The sequence below is a fragment of the Arthrobacter sp. TMP15 genome (genome assembly GCF_039529835.1).
Taxonomy (GTDB): Bacteria; Actinomycetota; Actinomycetes; order Actinomycetales; family Micrococcaceae; genus Specibacter.
Genome location: NZ_CP154262.1, coordinates 545,898 through 562,111 on the forward strand (window position 1 = coordinate 545,898; position 16,214 = coordinate 562,111).

Genomic DNA, 16,214 nt, shown 5'->3' on the forward strand with positions numbered 1-16,214 from the left:
TCATCGATGACAGGACTACGAGCCTTGAACGAGCTTACTTTGCCGCACCCTGATGCTGCCACCACGATCTTCAACCTCAAGGATTACCGGGTTCTTGAGACTCAGATCCTTGATTATGGGCAACGCCGCGTTCATGTTGAAAGTACCGTCGAGTCAGGCTGCCCCGGGTGCGGGGTGATCGGTACTCGGTGCCATTCCAGACGCTGGCAGCGAGTCCGGGACATCCCCATCGCTGGCCCGGTCGAGGTACTCTGGCGCAAGCGCCGCTACTTTTGCGATGAGTCAGTGTGCGAGCGAAAGACCTTTTCTGAGGCCACTGCCCAGGTTCCAGCCAGGGCTCGCTCTACCCGCCGGCTCCATGGCGCACTCGTTGATGCGGTGGTCTCTTCCGGGCGGGCAGCGACAGAAACAGCCATCGCCCATGGCGTCTCATGGTGGCTTGTGCAAAAAGCCTTGACCATGGCGGCAACGAAACTACCCAACGTTGATCTCCTCCGACCACGAATGCTCGGGATCGATGAACACCGCTTCCGGTCCGTGCGCTTCTTCAAAAACACCGAGACCAATACGTGGCAGCGGATCGAACCGTGGATGACTACGATCGTTGACCTAGATACCGGGCAGATCCTGGGTGTTGTTGACGGCAGGGACCACACCGGAGTCGGAGCATGGCTGATCAAGCGCCCCCTGGAGTGGCGGCTCGGCGTTCAAGTTGTAGCTATCGATCCCTCAGCAGCATTCCGCAAAGCCTTGCGGATGTGGCTGCCCCGCACCGCCGTCTCCGTTGATCACTTCCACCTCATCCAACTAACAAATCAGGCACTGACAGAGGTACGCCAACACCTTTCTCACAAGGTGCGGGGGGCGTCGTGGCCGGGCCGTGGATCCGGCCTGGGCACACCGGATGTTGCTCCTGCGGGGCGCTGATTCACTGTCGGAAGCAGCCAAGGCAAGGCTGGAGAAAGTCTTCGCAACGGATGACCCCATCGGGAAACTCAAGGCAGCCTGGGACGTGAAAGAACAAGTACGAACACTGCTGCGCACCGGCTCGTTGGAAGACGCCGAACTAGCCAAGGAAGACCTCGAGCGGCTGGTGAAGGAATCCGACCAACCTGAGACGACCAGGCTGTGGCGGACGCTTTGCCGGTGGTGGACAGAGATTGAAGTCCTCATCGTCACCGGCGCCACCACAGGGAAAGTAGAAGCAAACAACACCAGCATCAAACACATCAAAAGGACAGGCCGCGGCTTCGTCAATAGCACCAACTACACAACACGCATTATGCTCAGAAGCGCCGCCAGAACAGCGGTGAACTTTCCATTGCAATAAGGGAATTCACCACGAAACGCGGAGAGCCCCATAACCGGCGCACAAGGCCACGGCAGTGAATGTCAGTTGAACGGGGAGGCGGTCGATGCCCGGGCCGGGTCGGGTACTTTGAACCATGAAAAAGAACAAGCAAACCCAACCCGTCGTCGTGCGCGCCTTTACGCGTGAGGAGGTTGCCGAGATGCTTCGAGAACCAGTATCATCTATCCGCACCCACTGCCGCACCTAGGCGCTCAAGGTGCCTACAAAACTGGCAGAGGAAAAACTGCTCCGTGGCGGATCCCGCCGGCATCGATCGATCACTATCAGAAGACACGGCCTCGGTACTGACACTTAGTCCGGCATCGTACCGCCCACCGTTTACCCACCGGAAACCGTCAATAATGACCATTGTTGACCGGTAGCGCGCAGCGCTCATTCACCCGATGTGCCCGGAATCTAGGTATCAACGGGCAATGTTCAACAATGACCCCAAGCGGCAATTGCTAATCCTAAGTTCTAAGGTCAACACACCGCCGACGCCCTGGTTCGAATAGGCAGAGACGATCAGAAAGAAGAACTCCAAGGAAACCAACGGGATTAGTCCTGAAATCAATGTACGTTTCAAAGATCAAAAATTCAACAAGCCCGCGCTAATTGCATGTTCCAATGCGGACGAAGAATCAACAATTTCAGGACGAACAAACAGCTTGACTATAATAATAAGTAAAGTATTTGAGATTAATCCAACCCAAGTCACAGGTGAAATCGTAAGAAATTTCTTCAAGGCACGAAGTCTCTTGCCACGATTTGACGGGATACGTCTAGATACAATATTTGAATAATAGGCATACTTGTATGCGGGCACTTGACAAAGCATTAGTAGGCCAGCAATAAGAACCAGAACTATCACAATATTCGCATATGACAAAAACGTAGAATTAGTCACACCGGCCGAATTTAATCCAACAAGCATCACGCAGATATATGAAAAGAATTGTATCATATCGAATCCGTAATCAAAGAGGCGGCCCAATGCGCTGGGTCGGATCCGATCGGGAACTGCTACCCCGTGCGATGATCTTTCAATATATTTTACAATCCTATTTCTTACGAAGAACTGTACAAAGTTCAAGCATAAAATTAAGAGAATTGCACTAACAAAAGGAAGAACCGACACGGCTAACGGGCCCAAACCAAGTCGGGGATAGGAGTTGGAATATTTTTTTCGCCGACCCCACGCCGGCAGACTTCAACAACCACGCGAATCTCTCCATAAGAAGGAAATGGAGAAAGGAAGTGTACGTAGGGACCGCTCGGATTGTCAGTATCAAGAGTTTCTCCGTAAATACCATGAGCTATCCAATCATGCAACTCGGCCACGCTGCCCTGTTCGGTTGTCTCAAGATACAAAAGTGAGAAAGGATCCCGAATTTCGCTGTGCACCGTGACCTTGACATGATCTGCGGTCCAATTGACGATTCGAATGTATTCAATTTTCTTGCCATCAGTTGATTCTTCGACCGAACATTGAATTACCACCCCCTCTAAATGCGGAATCTCAAGTTCCTTGTAAGCAATCTCCGATTGACGAGGTCGCCTTCTGTGCGAAAAAAGTGGTGGCATTGACTGAATCCCTTTATGATATTCTTATTGCATTAGGGCAATTAAACTCTAACCAGGCTACATTTCTAGAAGTTTTGCAATATTTCCTGTTTTTGATCGAACTTCGTCAGTCCCGCTTAGGCTCAAAGCGTCAATTAGCTCGCTGCGATAGATGAGATCATAGAATTTTAGGCCGATTTCACTATGGGAAACCTTGCTTGTGATAAATCTCTTCCGACTTGATCGCCATGAGAAATTTGCGCCAACTAGAGCAAGCCGCACAAATTTCACATTTTGAGGATTTTCATCCAAGTATGGCATTAGCTCATTCATGAGAATTTCGCCGTGATAACTCTCCCCATCCTCTACAATGGAAAGATAGCCTTTTCCTTCATTTTTAGGTTTTCCGTATATGCTGCTCAGATTAGAAATTGCCTCTGTCAGGGATAGATCTGAGGACCATGTTGCGCTAACTGAATCAGGAGACTTCGAGAATTGAACAAATTCGTCACCGGCGATGGTAACAGATTTTGCCTGATTATCACCGTTTTGAAATTTTTCACGAGTCATAATGATCCCCAATCCCCACGTGGAAATCTCAAATTTCCCACGTGGTAAGAAGTCTGGAAGCGGCATAATTTGCAGTAAGTGCTGAATTTCTCTTACTTTTCCGTACAGCACTGCGTCGTTCTGGCTGATTATGCAAACCTGGCCAATTTTCCGGAGGTGCAGATCCGCTGCAGTTTGAGTCCGTTTATCTTTATGATTACTGCCAGCGAGTCCTCTGGTTCGAATTACGAGAATGTCTCCGCCAAAGCTGTGTACCTTTGTCCCGGAAAATTTCGGTAATTGCAAGGGAACTATGTATTGATCGGCAAGTCCGAAAAACGGCCAGAGAGACTTTTGTGTACCCGGTACATCTCTACGCTTCGGGCTGCTCCAAAACGTCCGATTTTGAACTGTTTCTCCCGTTTGGACGCTGTTTGTCTCGTGAACGACGGTCAATGAGGTTTCCTCCCGATCTATCTCTATTAGCTACTACCCGAGGAGGAAATGAGTACTTCGGCTTGAGCTATCAAAAATTCACGTGTCTCTGTAGAGACTGGCGAGAATTCTAAATCTTCACGTGTCCGGCTCACAATCCCTCCGTTTGGAAGCGGACCTCTCTTGCAGCTGATGCTACCCCGTTCAGGTGGTTCCGGTGCGAACATTACAAATGTTTCTCGGATCTTGCGCCGAGGGATTTCGATTTAGGCCTTGGGAATGCTTTTTGTCGTTCAGACTTGGCCCGATCATGCTCGTTGAGGACCTTCCTCGTTCAGTCTGACGTGGGGGGCTATGCATTCATCTGGCTCGGCTGAGTCCATTAGTCGAAAACCAGAACACAAGTCCGATGTCCGTCATGTCGGCGTTGTAGTTTTTGGCTACCCTCGTTCCTGCGTGCAGATGCGAGCCTGGTTTATTCAGGATTGGAATTGTCTGGACCATTTGGAGCGGCTGTACTGGATCGATAGGTAGGTCAGACCAAGTGCGACGGTCGACATGGTGGGCGAGCCGCTGATAGGCGGTGGAGATGTGCCGACTGTGACCGGCGTGTACTGGTGCCGGAGGGCTAACCTCTGACGAGATGCGGACCCCGCTGACGGTATGGTTGGCCGTTGGCCAACGGCTGGAGGATGGGCGCAGATTGGTCGGTTTTCGGCGATTCAAGTGCAACGCGAGATGGAGCTGGGTTCTGTCAAGACCGGAGGGCGATGCTGCGCCGATGCAGGACGGAGAGGGGGTGCCCCTCCGTGACCGGGTCTGTGGCGTGGTCGGGGGAGGCCGACGAATCATTCCTTGGCGGCCCGGAACAGAGGTGGCCTGGCTGTGGCGCACGGGGAAAGTTGCTTCTCAAAGACGCTGTTGAACTCGAAGAGCACGGTTTGAGACGGTTCATGCTTGGTCTCTTACCCGATGTCCGCGCGGAAAGCCTGGCCGCCTTCTTCGAATCCGGGGTCGAGGCGTCAAACCTCGTGTTCAACTACGGACGGAGCGCCTATCTTGCGGCCATTAGAGACAAGTACGCACGCAAGGGCACCTCGATCGCCGCCTCGGGGAAACCTGGGCACGAGGTGATGCCGGGTATCCATCTACTCTTGTCCCTGGTCAAGGGGTAGATCATGGTCACCTGCAAGGATCGGCGAGCCCCTGAAGAGTTCGAGGAATACATCGACGAGTGGGTGTGCCGGTCCAACTGGGCGCGTGTTCACTTCCGAAGCCTGCTGTTCCATTCCCTCCTACTCAATGCGAATGGCGGCAAACGGTCACCTACCACTAGCTTTGCAATATCGGGCGAGCCAGACCGGCCCCACCACTGAGGGAGGCCCCACTTATCCCCGCCCAGCATTGGCGTGGGCCGCCACTACTGTCCTTACGTTTGCCACACCCGGCCTAGCGAACAACGACATCCAAATGGACAGCAAAAATCGGTGCTCAAGATGCCGAACGATCACGGGTAAACATCCGGTCTCGAAGACCGGATCTGCATGATGTCAATGAGATAGTGCGGGATTAAGTTGGCAGGGATATGCGGGCTCACACACTGCCTGATATTTTCGATCTCCAGCGGCTGGTTTGGATGGTCCCTGCTACCTTTGGGTGGGCTTACCTCGACGAGTGAATGCCCTTTTTTGGATGCCCGACATAAGGGAGCGCATCCGCAGGTGCAAAGGCGTGGTAGTCAGCCGCCGACAGGTAGTAGATTTCGGGCCACGGTCCATGGACTTGAATCTGCGCCGGATCCGGTGAGATCAGGAGTACCGAACCTCGCCAGATTTCGTCTGGGACGGCTTCCATCCATGCGTGCTGGGCGTGCCCAAATTTGTCCCATAGGATAGTGACCCATGTTCCCGTAGGGTCCAAAGAGTGGATGTCCAACACAATGACTTCGGTGGTGGCACCGCCCGGTAATGATCCAAAGTGACCATAAATAGCAATTGCTGATCCTAAATTATGAGGGAATCAGTGTCCCGATAAAATATCACCACCAACTATGGGGAACGGTGGCTGACTGACTAGACCGTAGTTGACCAACGGCCGGTGTGGAAGTTCCGACCGACGCGTCATAAACCCACCAGAATGAACGAAAACTAGAGACTACTTAGTACCTTCTATTGTTCCGATTGTTAACTTAGAACAAAGGGGTAAATGGGGTATTGACAAGCTTTAATAACCCTGTTTCTCTAAAGCGGGGATAGTAAGCGTTGATAACTAACCAAGGGTTTTGAGCTCTCATTATGCTCTGACCTGCGGCGATAGATTTCACTGCTAATTCTGCGAGACTTTTTGGCTAGCCGTCTCGTCAAGCAGTTTCGGTTCGAATTCCATAGCTGTTCAGCGGTTGGATTGGTTGCTGCAATCGCGTTTTTCGCTTGTTCACCAATCTCCGAGATCCTGGCAGGAGCTGAGTTGCGTTCATCGGGATGTACCCAATAGAACAGGTCTCACTCGCCACAAAGTCACGTCCATCAGAGTCTGGCTCGTCTATGGTTAGACATAACTGATGGAGGGTCTTGGGAATGACTGGACGTAAAGGACAAGTGGTTGGCTACGTTCGGGTGCGCGCCTTGGCATCCGTCGGCTTACCGCCGTTCTGACATACCCGGTTCTCGCCCTGATAAGTGCGGGCGTTGTGCCGGCCGAACCCACAAGTCGTGCTGCCATATTGGATAGCGTACCGAGCCTGGCTGCAGAGCCACAAACTAATACCTACCGAGTTTAAGCCCGACCAGCAGTCTTTGACTCGCGCTTCAGCAGCGGATACGAAGACGCCGGGCTTCCTAAGTCTCCCGGCGTCCTGCAAAGCAGCGCAGCAAAAATACCCGTGGAATCGAAACTTGTCCATATTCCCTGGTCGAACACCCTTTGCGCCCTGATGGAGTTACAGCGCTGCTTCGATCCGTTCTTGTGCTCACGCCGCCGACAGCAGACCCCGCTGTGCCTGGCTGGATGGCTCGGACAGCTCCCAGGGTGTCCGAGTGTCATCGATAAGGTACTGACGTCATAATGGCGAACGAAAACGCTCAGTCGGGTTGACTATTAATGGTCTGGAACTCGGCACGGACGTCACGCAGTCGTCGTCCATCACCCACAGCCCAGAAATACCAGCCGTTCGTTGCCTTCTTCCGTAGAGCGTGACCAGCCGCAGATGGCGACGTGTACCGCTTTCCATCAAGCAGAATCGCACCATCGGACGTCAGCACCGCTTCTTTGCCCTTGAAGTCCCTGTGGGTCGCCGACAATATGTCACCGCTTCCCAGAAGCCCCGCCTCGATCAGGTGCTTGAGCTCGACCCAATCACCAGCTTTCGTCTGAGGATCGACGACCTTGCCGAGATGTCCCTCGGGCACGGGCCAGATATCGAGAATGGCGTCGATCAATTCTGCAGAGCGACTGTCGATGAGCGACTCGTCCCAGTCGTGGTGCTCCGTCTTGCTTACGACACGGCCGGTGAGCGTAAGAGTGTTGTGCTGCAGGAGGGCAGCGCGCTTGGCTGACCAAGGCCCGTTAGAGACCTTGGAGTTCAGCGACTTCGTTAGAAGGGTGAGGTTCCCCAGCCGGTGCACCCTTGCCTGACGTTCTTCGTCAGCCTCCGGGGTCTCCACCGGCCAGGTGTCTTTCCAAGTCCGCGGCAGAATGTGCTCGATCGGATACCCCTTACGCTCAACCTGCGGTTGACCAGTCTCGGAGCGATAGTGGTCCTCGATAGCCTCGAGGAACATGCGCAGCCTGCCTCGTGGGAAACGTGAGTACACAGCCTCTGTGCCTAGGGTCCGACGAACCTCCTCATCCCCGGGCCAATAGGTGCTGACGACATTGAGGCGAGCTAAATGACCGATCACCCGCTCCGGGAATTCACTGGCGGATACGCCAGTGCTGGCTGAGATAACGTCGGCGACGATGCGTCCCAAATCGCTGCCCGTCAAACGGAGCATCTGGCGGCGATAAACCCAGCTCTCGGCAGCCTGAATGATCTTGTCGATAGTTTCCTGTGGAAGATTGCGTCCCGGTTCGTACAGCCAAATCAGCAACGGCTTCAAGACCTCAACACCACTGGTTCGCATTCGATAAAAAGCCATCACCGCAGAACCGAACGACCCACTAGGCAGCGCGGCGTCTTCGGTCCACGCCTGATACTGCTGGGCTTGATGCTTGATCACCGGCAGCAAGTCTGCCATCTTCTGACCCGATTCCAGTTCCACCCATGACTTGAACCGATAGAAGGTGGCCTGCGGACTAACTTCTTCCCCAGTCCTCGCCACCAACCATTGGTTGAGAAAGAGGGAACTGCGGCTGACAAGATTCCGACCTACGCTCACTTCTCGCATCCAAAATTTAGTCTCGAAGGGCCAGTCCTCTCGGTACGCCTTCTTAGTGTCGCTGCCCTCACCGTCGAGGCGCTGGAACACGAAATTTCGCACCAAATCGGCGGCCGTCAAGGGCGTCCCTCGCGCGTTAAGAGTCTCGAATATTTCCTGCGAATTCTCTGTTGCTTCTAGCTCAATCGACACAAGCTGTAGGCCGTCCAGGAGTACATTGGTCAGCTCTTTGGCTTTGGCCGAGTACTTATCCGTGCCCTGCGTCCCAAGCCATTGGTCTACAACAATAGAGAAGTACTGATGCGCGGCAACAATTTGTGAGTCCGAGTGCACAAGATCTTCGTAGTCGATAGGCGACTCTGCGGCCATAAGTTCGTCGAATGGCTCCCGGTCCTTGTTCAGGTGGCGGAGCTTGAGCGGACTGTCGCCGTCCTCCACATACTTCTCGGAGTTGTGGGTTAGGTCTGCGAGCTGACCGGCAAGCTTTGAGAAGTCAGCCTGCCCGAGCAAAGAGCGGGTTGCATCAGCAAGAACTTGAAGAGTAGTCAGCCGCTGCTGGCCGTCGATGACGTTCCACGTCGTCAGGCGTCCGCTCTGAGCCTCGTGCGACTGAATCACGACGGCCCCGAGAAAGTGGGTGACGTTGCGATGCGGCTCAGCGATCCGGAGTTCCGCGACTCGGCGAATGTCCTTCCACAGTGGTTCCCACTGCTCGACCTCTTTCCAAACGTAAGGGCGCTGAAATAGCGGGATTACAAAATTCTGCGGCAGATTGAACAGCTGCAGCGGCGTCCGCTTGAAAGTCTCCACGAATACAAATCTACCGTAAACATCGAGCACGTTTCATGCGCTCGGAAAGGGTAGAATAACATGTATTCCTTGGTGGCTGAATAGCTATGATCTAGGTCGTGCAGCAGTCGGGCGGGAGTTCCCACCACGTCATCCAAAACTCATACTTTTGAACGCGGAACAGCGACTATTTAGTATCTTGCATTGTTGCAAACACGCCATGCAGGAATAGGTCATAAGGGCCTATTGGCAACCTCGAATGGACCGGCGCTTTGCAAGCGGGGGTCGTCGGTTCGAATCCGATCGGATCTAGATGAAGAAATATAGTGCGGACATGTAGGGATGGTTGTTGGAGCTGAACCAACACCATTTATTTCACTAGACCCGCGGTCGTCCGTTGCACACCGCCGTCAAAAAATTCTAGCCAAAATCGGCCAAAAGCCTCGGTCCCATACGCCCAGCTCAGAGGCTCAACCCGCGCCTCATGAGCGCGCAGTAGCGCAATTGTGTGCGCGGTTTGATGGGAGGCGCCAGGATCATAGACCTGCGCTTCAGCAGCGCTGCCAGGGTCCCCAGCGCTCGTGAATTGTTCTTCAAACATCAACAGATTCTCCAGCGCGGTATGAACATCTTTTTCTGCCGTGGTGGATAGTTCCTTGGCGGAAAGCACAGCAGAGGTGGAACGCCTCCGCAACGTCCACCGTTGCCAGCTAATAAAAGCTGCCAGCATCAAAGAAAGCTGCCACTGATCCAGCTATAACCATGAGGCGGCCGTGCCTTTGTGATCGTCGAGCAAAATCCAGTGGTTCAAAGGCAGTGAACCTCTCTTAAGGCAGGCGCCGCAGGTTGACCCGCATCCAAGGAAACCTAGCGCCACGATTGCCCCAGAGTAATCGATTCGTCGATGCGTGCGGGATCCAGTAACGCTTCAAGGGCCAGTTCGGCGGCACCGGTGAGTCCTGCCGCGGAGCCCACCACTGATGGGCGGATCTCCAACCCGCTTGTCAGGGACGGGAGGAAGCGGCTGTAAATGGACTCGCGAATGCCTGCCAGTAAAGGTTCCGGCGATTCTGCCAAGTTCCCACCCACAATAATGATGGAAGGGTTCATCACCGCTGCAACCAGTCCGAGCATTTCCCCTAGCTCCCGACCTGCCTGGCGCACAAGATCCAATGCCTGCCTGTCACGCTTTCGCACCAAATTAACAATGTCGCGGCTCGTGTGAACCTCCTGCCCCGCATCAAGTAGTGCCTTGGCAATGGAACGCCCACTGGCCACGGCCTCCAAGCACCCCCACTGACCACAACTACACTGCACGTTCCCGCCCCGTGGGATGTGTCCAATGCTGCCTGCCGCGCCCGCTGCACCTTGCAGGATTCGGCCATCGACAACAATTCCGCAGCCCAACCCCATCCCTACTTTGAGAACCAGCATGTTCTGGTATTTCTCGGGATTCTGACGCTGTTCACCCCTGGCCATGATGTTGGCATCTTTATCCACCAACACGGGGACCTGCGGAAAAGCCTGGGCAAAGCAACCCGCCACAGATGTGCTTTCCCACCCCGAGATTTCCGGGCGGGACAGCACTCCCTCGTGGACCGCGCCCGGCACACCCACACCGATGGCGCGAATACGGGAAGGATCCAGTTTGCCCGTCCGGCACAGCCCGTCTAGATCGTCGATCACACCGCCAAGCACAGCGTCCGGCCCGTCTTCAGGATTTAGATCTCTCTCCGAGGTCGCCAGCAGGATACCGGCTAAATCGGTGACACCCACGCGCACGTGACTTCCACCAATATCGGCAACCAGCAGGTACCCTGCCTGATCGTTGAAGGAGTAAGTCTCGGCCGGGCGCCCGCCGGTTTGGGTGGGCTGCTTATTGGAAGTTACATAGCCTGCACTCTGGAGGTGTTCAAGGCGTTCAATAAGCGTAGTACGCGCCAAACCGGACTCGCGGACCAGCTCTGTTTTGGTCCAACGGTCCGCGGTCCGGATCAGCCGCAGCAGCATCCCGGGACCAGTTGATCCCCAAGACTGGCTTGCGTTGCCTTCTTTGCCCATGAATTAGCGTCCTTCGCTTGCTTTGTCCCACCAATGTAAGGGAAATGCCAGTGAGGCACTAATGGGGCCCGAATCCGGGATTAGTAGCCGGCGGCTCCGGAGGCTGGTGCCGCTTCAGACAAGACGGCACGGGAGCCGGAGACGCCCAGCCGCGTGGCGCCGGCGGCAATCATCGCCAGAGCAACTTCTTGGCTGCGTATACCACCTGATGCCTTGACGCCAAGCTTGCCGTTAACAGTTTCAGACATGAGCCTGATAGCTTCCACGCTTGCTCCACCGGCAGGGTGGAAACCGGTGGATGTTTTCACGAAGTCAGCCCCGGCTGCCACCGCCGCACGGCAAGTGCCAACAATCTGCTCAGGAGTGAGGGCAGCGGACTCGATAATGACTTTCAAGACAGTAGGGGCCGGGACGGCCTGACGCACTGCCGCGATATCTGCTTGAACACTGGTGAAGTCCCCGGCAACAGCGGCACCAACATCAATGACCATGTCAATTTCGTGAGCACCCTGAGTCACAGCAAGCGCCGCTTCACTGGCCTTGATGCTGGAGGCGTGTTTGCCGCTGGGGAACCCACACACGGCTGCAATCTTCAGCAAAGACGATTCTGGCAGGGCGAGCGGGAGCATGTTGGGTGAGACGCAGATGGAATAGGTGCCCAGCTCAAGAGCTTCGGCAAGCGTTGCCTGGACATCCGCGGCAGTGGCCTCTGGTTTGAGCAGTGTGTGGTCAATGTAGTGGGCCAGAGCCGTTGCGGAAATCGAGGGGGAAGAATCATTGTTCGTCATGGAAAAGCTCCTTTTGTTTCAGTTGCTGAGAGTTGCGGTCAATGATGCGCTGCTGCGCAGAGTCTTTTGTGCTGCCGCCAGCACGGCTTCCAAACTGATGCCCTTGCGGCTAAGCACCTCAGCGCCGTTGCCGGAAAGGCCGAATCCTTCAACAGAAACAGCCTCACCGAACGTGCCAAGGAAGCGGTACCAGCCCTGGTCGGATCCGGCTTCAACACTGACGCGTGCACTCACTGAGCGGGGGAGTACTGACTGCTTGTAGTCCTGCGACTGAGAATCAAACCATTCAATGCACGGCATGGACACCACACGAGTTGCAATGCCCTGTTCGGTGAGAGTGCTGGCGGCTTGGACTGCCAAGTGAACTTCCGAGCCAGTGGCGATAATGATCAGCTCAGGGGTGTCTGCACTGTCCTGCAGAATATAGCCGCCCTTTTTTGTTCCTTCGCGGACAGCATCCACCTGCTCCAGTGTGGGTATGTTCTGCCGGCTAAGGACCATGGCGGTTGGGCCGGAGTTTTCCTTGAACACCCGTTCGTAGGCGGCAACGGTTTCATTTGCGTCCCCGGGGCGTACTACTGACAATCCCGGGATCCCCCGGTGTGCCCACAAATGTTCCACCGGTTCGTGGGTGGGGCCGTCTTCGCCGACGGCAACAGAGTCATGGGTCCAAACATAGGTAACAGGTAGTCGCATCAACGCGGCGAGCCGAACCGAAGGGCGCATGTAATCAGAGAAGACAAAGAAGGTTGCCCCGAAGATTCGTGTCAGCCCGTTGAGGGCGATGCCGTTGAGGATGGATCCCATGGCGTGTTCACGGATGCCGAAGTGCAGGACTCGGCCGTATTCGTTTCCGGGCCACTGGGTGCTTTCAACTCCGGGAGGCAGCATGGACGGAAACTCGTTGGACCAGGTCCCGTTGGTCTCGGCCAGGTCGGCAGATCCGCCCCAGAGTTCTTCAACACTGTGACCGGCGGCCGCGAGAACCTTGGCGCTGGCAATGCGGGTCGCTACACTGCTGCCCGGTTCGAAGGTGGGGAAATTGGCATTGAAGCCTTCGGGCAGTTCTCCCTTCAGTAGGCGCGTCAACAGTGTGGCCTGGGCAGGGTTGGCTTTCTGCCACGCGGTGAACTTCTCTTCCCACGGGCTCTTGAGCTCCTTGGCCCGTGCGGTGGCAGCGCCCCGGGTTGCCGCCAACAGCTCGGTGGGCATGAAGAAGCTTATGGCAGGATCCAGACCCAGCGCAGACTTGGTTGCGGCCACTTCATCGGCGCCCGGAGCGCCCGCGTGTGCCTTTGCAGTCCCGCCAAGGGTCGGCATGGGGAAGCCGATCCGGGACTTTAGTCGGATGAACACGGGAGCACCGCTCACCTCAAGGGCAGCATCCAGCGCGGCGCGAATGTCCGTTTGAGATTCGGCATCTGAGATTTCAAGGACCGCCCAGCCGTAGGAGGCCATCCGGGCGCAGACATCATCACTGGTGGCGATAGCTGTTGAGCCCTCGATGGAGATCTCATTGTCATCCCAGATCAAGACGAGGTTTTCCAGCTTCCAATGGCCAGCCAGTGATGCGGCTTCGTGGCTGATGCCTTCTTGCATATCCCCATCAGAGGCCAAGCAGAAGATCTTGTGGTCAAAGGCGCTGGTTTCTCTTTCGGCGCCGGGGTCCATCATGCCCCTTACCCGGCGCGCGGCCAAGGCCATTCCAACAGCGTTCCCGATGCCTTGTCCCAACGGTCCCGTTGTAGTTTCAACGCCCGCGGTGTGTCCAAATTCGGGGTGCCCTGGTGTGAGTGAGTCCAGGGTTCGCGCTGCCTGCAGGTCCGCCATTTCCAGCCCGTACCCATGCATGTACAGCTGGACATACAGCGACAAGCTGGTATGTCCGCAAGAGAGTACAAAACGATCCCGGCCCAACCATGAGGGGTCCTTTGGGTCATGGCGGAGGTATTCCTGAAACAGCGTGAATAAAAAGGGAGTCAGTCCCACAGCTGTCCCGGCGTGCCCTGATCCCTTGGCCTGGACCACGTCCAGCGGAAGTACCCTCGCATATCGAATGGCATCAGCGGTGGATTCAAGCGTGAAGGTGTTCGTCATGGGCACTCCTTGAGAGATCTACGGGCAAAACAAAGCACTTATAACTAAATTCTAAGCACTAATAACCAAATAAGCAATAAGTGCGAATGGGAGGAAAGGCAGCAACCTCGGTGGGGTTAAAGCCGAAACGGCTGGAGCGCACCCACAGGTCCGCCCAGCCGTTTCAAATCCAGGTTGTGTAATTATGCGTCGTGATCTGTTTCCAAAATCCGGACCAGCGTCTCCAATGCCTCCTCCGCTCCGGCGCCTTCTGTGCGCAGGATAACCACCTCGCCACATTCAATGCCCAAGCTCATGAGTGAGAGCATGCTGGCAGCGTCCATGGCATCCTCAGCCGGCTCACCCGCGCGTGCAATGGTGATGTCCAGGTCAAATTCGGCAGCGGCTTCGGAGAAAATTGCTGCCGGGCGTGCATGCAGGCCTACGCGAGTGGCAACGGTGGCGGTACGTTCAATCATTTGTATTCCTTTGGTCGATGGGTCAGAAAGGCTTAGAGGCCAAGTTGGGCAAGGATCGGAAGCTGCTCACGCACCGATTCCCGGGCGGATGTGGCACTGACGGCTTGCAACGCCACGGCAGCTAGCCGCTGAGCTTCCGCCATTGTGAGCGTTGCAAGAACAGCGGCCACAGGCGCCAGGGAACGGGCACTCATGGACAAGGTTGAGACGCCCAATCCCACAAGTACGACGGCGAGAGCCGGGTCCGCGGCCGCCTCACCGCAGACTCCCACTGGCTTGGGTGCACCTGTGGAGACTTGCGCTTGGCAAGCGCCCTCGACCGTCAGCTTGATGAGCTTGAGCACGGCAGGCTGCCACGGGTCATTTAGCGTTGCCAGCGGGCCCAATTGCCGATCGGCCGCCATCGCGTACTGAGTTAGATCATTGGTACCCAACGAGGCGAAATCGGCTGAACTAAGAATGGCGGAAGCCGTCAAGGCTGCCGAGGGCACCTCCACCATGACGCCTGCCGTTTGCAGTCCGGCAGATTTGGCCAGTGTTGTGAATTGGGCAGCTTCCTCGGCGGTGGAAATCATCGGGGCCATGACCCACACCTCCGCTTCATGAGCGGCCGTGGCCGTGGCAATGGCGGTGAGTTGACGTTCCAGTACACCGGCGGAGGTGGCAACGGTACGGTACCCGCGCGCACCCAAGGCAGGGTTGGGCTCATCGGCCGGGGTCAGGAAAGGCAATGGCTTATCGGCACCGGCATCCAGTGTACGAATCACAACTTTTTTCCCCGGAAATGCTGCAAGCACAGCGCCATAGGCTGCCACCTGTTCCTGAATTGTGGGTTCTTTCTCGCGGTCCAAGAAGCAGAACTCGGTGCGCAGCAAACCAACACCTTCTGCTCCCGCTGCCGCTGCCTTGCGGGCATCGTCGCCGGTGCCAACATTGGCCAGCAGCGGGATATGCAGTGAGTCGGCCAGCGTGTTTGGGCCGGTAAAGGCGGGCATCTGTGCTGCCTGCGTAGCCCACGTGGCGGCCGCTGTGCGCATGCTTTCATCAGGGTTGGTGGTGACGCTCCCGGCTGCCCCGTCAACGTAGACCTGCGTGCCATCGACAATGCCGTCCACGCCGGGGGCCGCAACAATGGCCGGCAAACCCAGCATGCGCGCCAGAATAGCTGTGTGTGATTGGGGGCCACCCTCTGCAGTGATCAAAGCCAGGACCTTTGTGGGGTCCAATGTGGCGGTGTCTGCCGGTGCCAAGTCAGTGGCTGCGAGAATATACGGGGCTGGCGAGACTGGAATACCCGGTGCCGGAAGGCCCTGCAGCTCGGCAACAATGCGTGAGCGCACGTCCAGAACATCGGTTGCGCGATCCGCCATATAGCCGCCCAAGGCCGTGAGTGTATCTGCCACCGTCTGACCGGCTTCCCAAATGGCCCGTGCCGGGGATCGCGGACCCCCGGGTGCATCCGGTGAGACTAGTTTGCCGGCCGCCTTGATCAGCATGGGATCGCCAGCCATCTGGGCGGTCGCGTGCAGGATGTCCTTGCTCTCTGCAGAGGCAGTTTCGGCACGGTTGCGCAGCTGCGTTTGGACCGTCTTGGCAGCGGACTTGATGGCGGCCTTGTTTGCCTCCAACGATGCCCCAGCGTCCTTGGGGGAGGTTACTGCTGGTTCGGCGACAGTTGCCGGCATTTGTAACACCTGTCCAAGCACTCGTCCAGCATTGACCCCCACTCCGTGGAACACGGTGGCTG

Annotated in this window: 12 protein-coding genes; 3 read left to right on the forward strand and 9 right to left on the reverse strand. The window is 56.0% G+C overall.

The features are described from left to right. Nucleotides 1-6 precede the first annotated feature (6 nt). Complete coding sequence (locus AAFM46_RS02425) at nucleotides 7-927, forward strand: transposase (RefSeq protein ID WP_343319325.1); 921 nt, start codon at nucleotides 7-9, stop codon at nucleotides 925-927. After that, a complete protein-coding gene (locus AAFM46_RS02430) occupies nucleotides 905-1,330 on the forward strand; it encodes a transposase (RefSeq protein WP_343319326.1) in 426 nt (141 codons plus the stop codon). The genes AAFM46_RS02425 and AAFM46_RS02430 overlap by 23 nt, the downstream gene beginning before the upstream one ends. 1,161 nt (nucleotides 1,331-2,491) lie before the next feature. Here the strand turns inward: AAFM46_RS02430 and AAFM46_RS02435 are convergent. After that, nucleotides 2,492-2,935, reverse strand: coding sequence for a hypothetical protein (locus AAFM46_RS02435; RefSeq protein WP_343319328.1), 444 nt, complete (start codon nucleotides 2,933-2,935; stop codon nucleotides 2,492-2,494). Between the two features lie 57 nt (nucleotides 2,936-2,992). Next, nucleotides 2,993-3,919 carry a hypothetical protein gene (locus tag AAFM46_RS02440; protein WP_343319330.1) on the reverse strand — a complete coding sequence of 309 codons (927 nt, stop codon included), beginning with the start codon at nucleotides 3,917-3,919 and terminating at the stop codon, nucleotides 2,993-2,995. Between the two features lie 788 nt (nucleotides 3,920-4,707). Here AAFM46_RS02440 and AAFM46_RS02445 point away from each other — a divergent pair. Continuing rightward, nucleotides 4,708-5,073 carry a hypothetical protein gene (locus AAFM46_RS02445; protein ID WP_343319332.1) on the forward strand — a complete coding sequence of 122 codons (366 nt, stop codon included), beginning with the start codon at nucleotides 4,708-4,710 and terminating at the stop codon, nucleotides 5,071-5,073. A 1,905-nt stretch (nucleotides 5,074-6,978) separates the two neighbouring features. Here the strand turns inward: AAFM46_RS02445 and AAFM46_RS02450 are convergent. From AAFM46_RS02450 to ptsP, 7 genes are all read right to left on the reverse strand, one after another. Next, nucleotides 6,979-9,084, reverse strand: coding sequence for a DUF262 domain-containing protein (locus AAFM46_RS02450; protein ID WP_343319334.1), 2,106 nt, complete (start codon nucleotides 9,082-9,084; stop codon nucleotides 6,979-6,981). A 349-nt stretch (nucleotides 9,085-9,433) separates the two neighbouring features. After that, nucleotides 9,434-9,793, reverse strand: coding sequence for a hypothetical protein (locus AAFM46_RS02455; RefSeq protein WP_343319336.1), 360 nt, complete (start codon nucleotides 9,791-9,793; stop codon nucleotides 9,434-9,436). A 137-nt stretch (nucleotides 9,794-9,930) separates the two neighbouring features. After that, nucleotides 9,931-11,124, reverse strand: coding sequence for an ROK family protein (locus tag AAFM46_RS02460; RefSeq protein WP_343319338.1), 1,194 nt, complete (start codon nucleotides 11,122-11,124; stop codon nucleotides 9,931-9,933). An 80-nt stretch (nucleotides 11,125-11,204) separates the two neighbouring features. Continuing rightward, nucleotides 11,205-11,912: a deoxyribose-phosphate aldolase gene (gene deoC, locus AAFM46_RS02465; RefSeq protein ID WP_343319340.1), complete on the reverse strand. Its 708-nt coding sequence runs from the start codon at nucleotides 11,910-11,912 to the stop codon at nucleotides 11,205-11,207. An 18-nt stretch (nucleotides 11,913-11,930) separates the two neighbouring features. Further along, a complete protein-coding gene (tkt, locus tag AAFM46_RS02470; RefSeq protein WP_343319342.1) occupies nucleotides 11,931-14,009 on the reverse strand; it encodes a transketolase in 2,079 nt (692 codons plus the stop codon). Nucleotides 14,010-14,191: 182 nt separating this feature from the next. Further along, the gene (locus tag AAFM46_RS02475) at nucleotides 14,192-14,467 is read right to left on the reverse strand and encodes an HPr family phosphocarrier protein (RefSeq protein WP_343319344.1); all 276 of its coding nucleotides are present in this window, start codon (nucleotides 14,465-14,467) and stop codon (nucleotides 14,192-14,194) included. Between the two features lie 32 nt (nucleotides 14,468-14,499). After that, nucleotides 14,500-16,206: a phosphoenolpyruvate--protein phosphotransferase gene (ptsP, locus tag AAFM46_RS02480; protein WP_343320330.1), complete on the reverse strand. Its 1,707-nt coding sequence runs from the start codon at nucleotides 16,204-16,206 to the stop codon at nucleotides 14,500-14,502. Between the last annotated feature and the right edge of the window lie 8 nt (nucleotides 16,207-16,214).

Excerpts from the sequence above, each read along its gene's own strand:
- AAFM46_RS02435 (WP_343319328.1), bottom strand. The coding sequence starts at position 2,935 with ATGCCACCACTTTTTTCGCACAGAAGGCGACCTCGTCAATCGGAGATT.
- AAFM46_RS02425 (WP_343319325.1), top strand. The coding sequence starts at position 7 with ATGACAGGACTACGAGCCTTGAACGAGCTTACTTTGCCGCACCCTGAT.
- AAFM46_RS02460 (WP_343319338.1), bottom strand. The coding sequence starts at position 11,124 with ATGGGCAAAGAAGGCAACGCAAGCCAGTCTTGGGGATCAACTGGTCCC.
- deoC (WP_343319340.1), bottom strand. The coding sequence starts at position 11,912 with ATGACGAACAATGATTCTTCCCCCTCGATTTCCGCAACGGCTCTGGCC.
- AAFM46_RS02455 (WP_343319336.1), bottom strand. The coding sequence starts at position 9,793 with ATGCTGGCAGCTTTTATTAGCTGGCAACGGTGGACGTTGCGGAGGCGT.
- tkt (WP_343319342.1), bottom strand. The coding sequence starts at position 14,009 with ATGACGAACACCTTCACGCTTGAATCCACCGCTGATGCCATTCGATAT.
- AAFM46_RS02475 (WP_343319344.1), bottom strand. The coding sequence starts at position 14,467 with ATGATTGAACGTACCGCCACCGTTGCCACTCGCGTAGGCCTGCATGCA.
- AAFM46_RS02430 (WP_343319326.1), top strand. The coding sequence starts at position 905 with ATGTTGCTCCTGCGGGGCGCTGATTCACTGTCGGAAGCAGCCAAGGCA.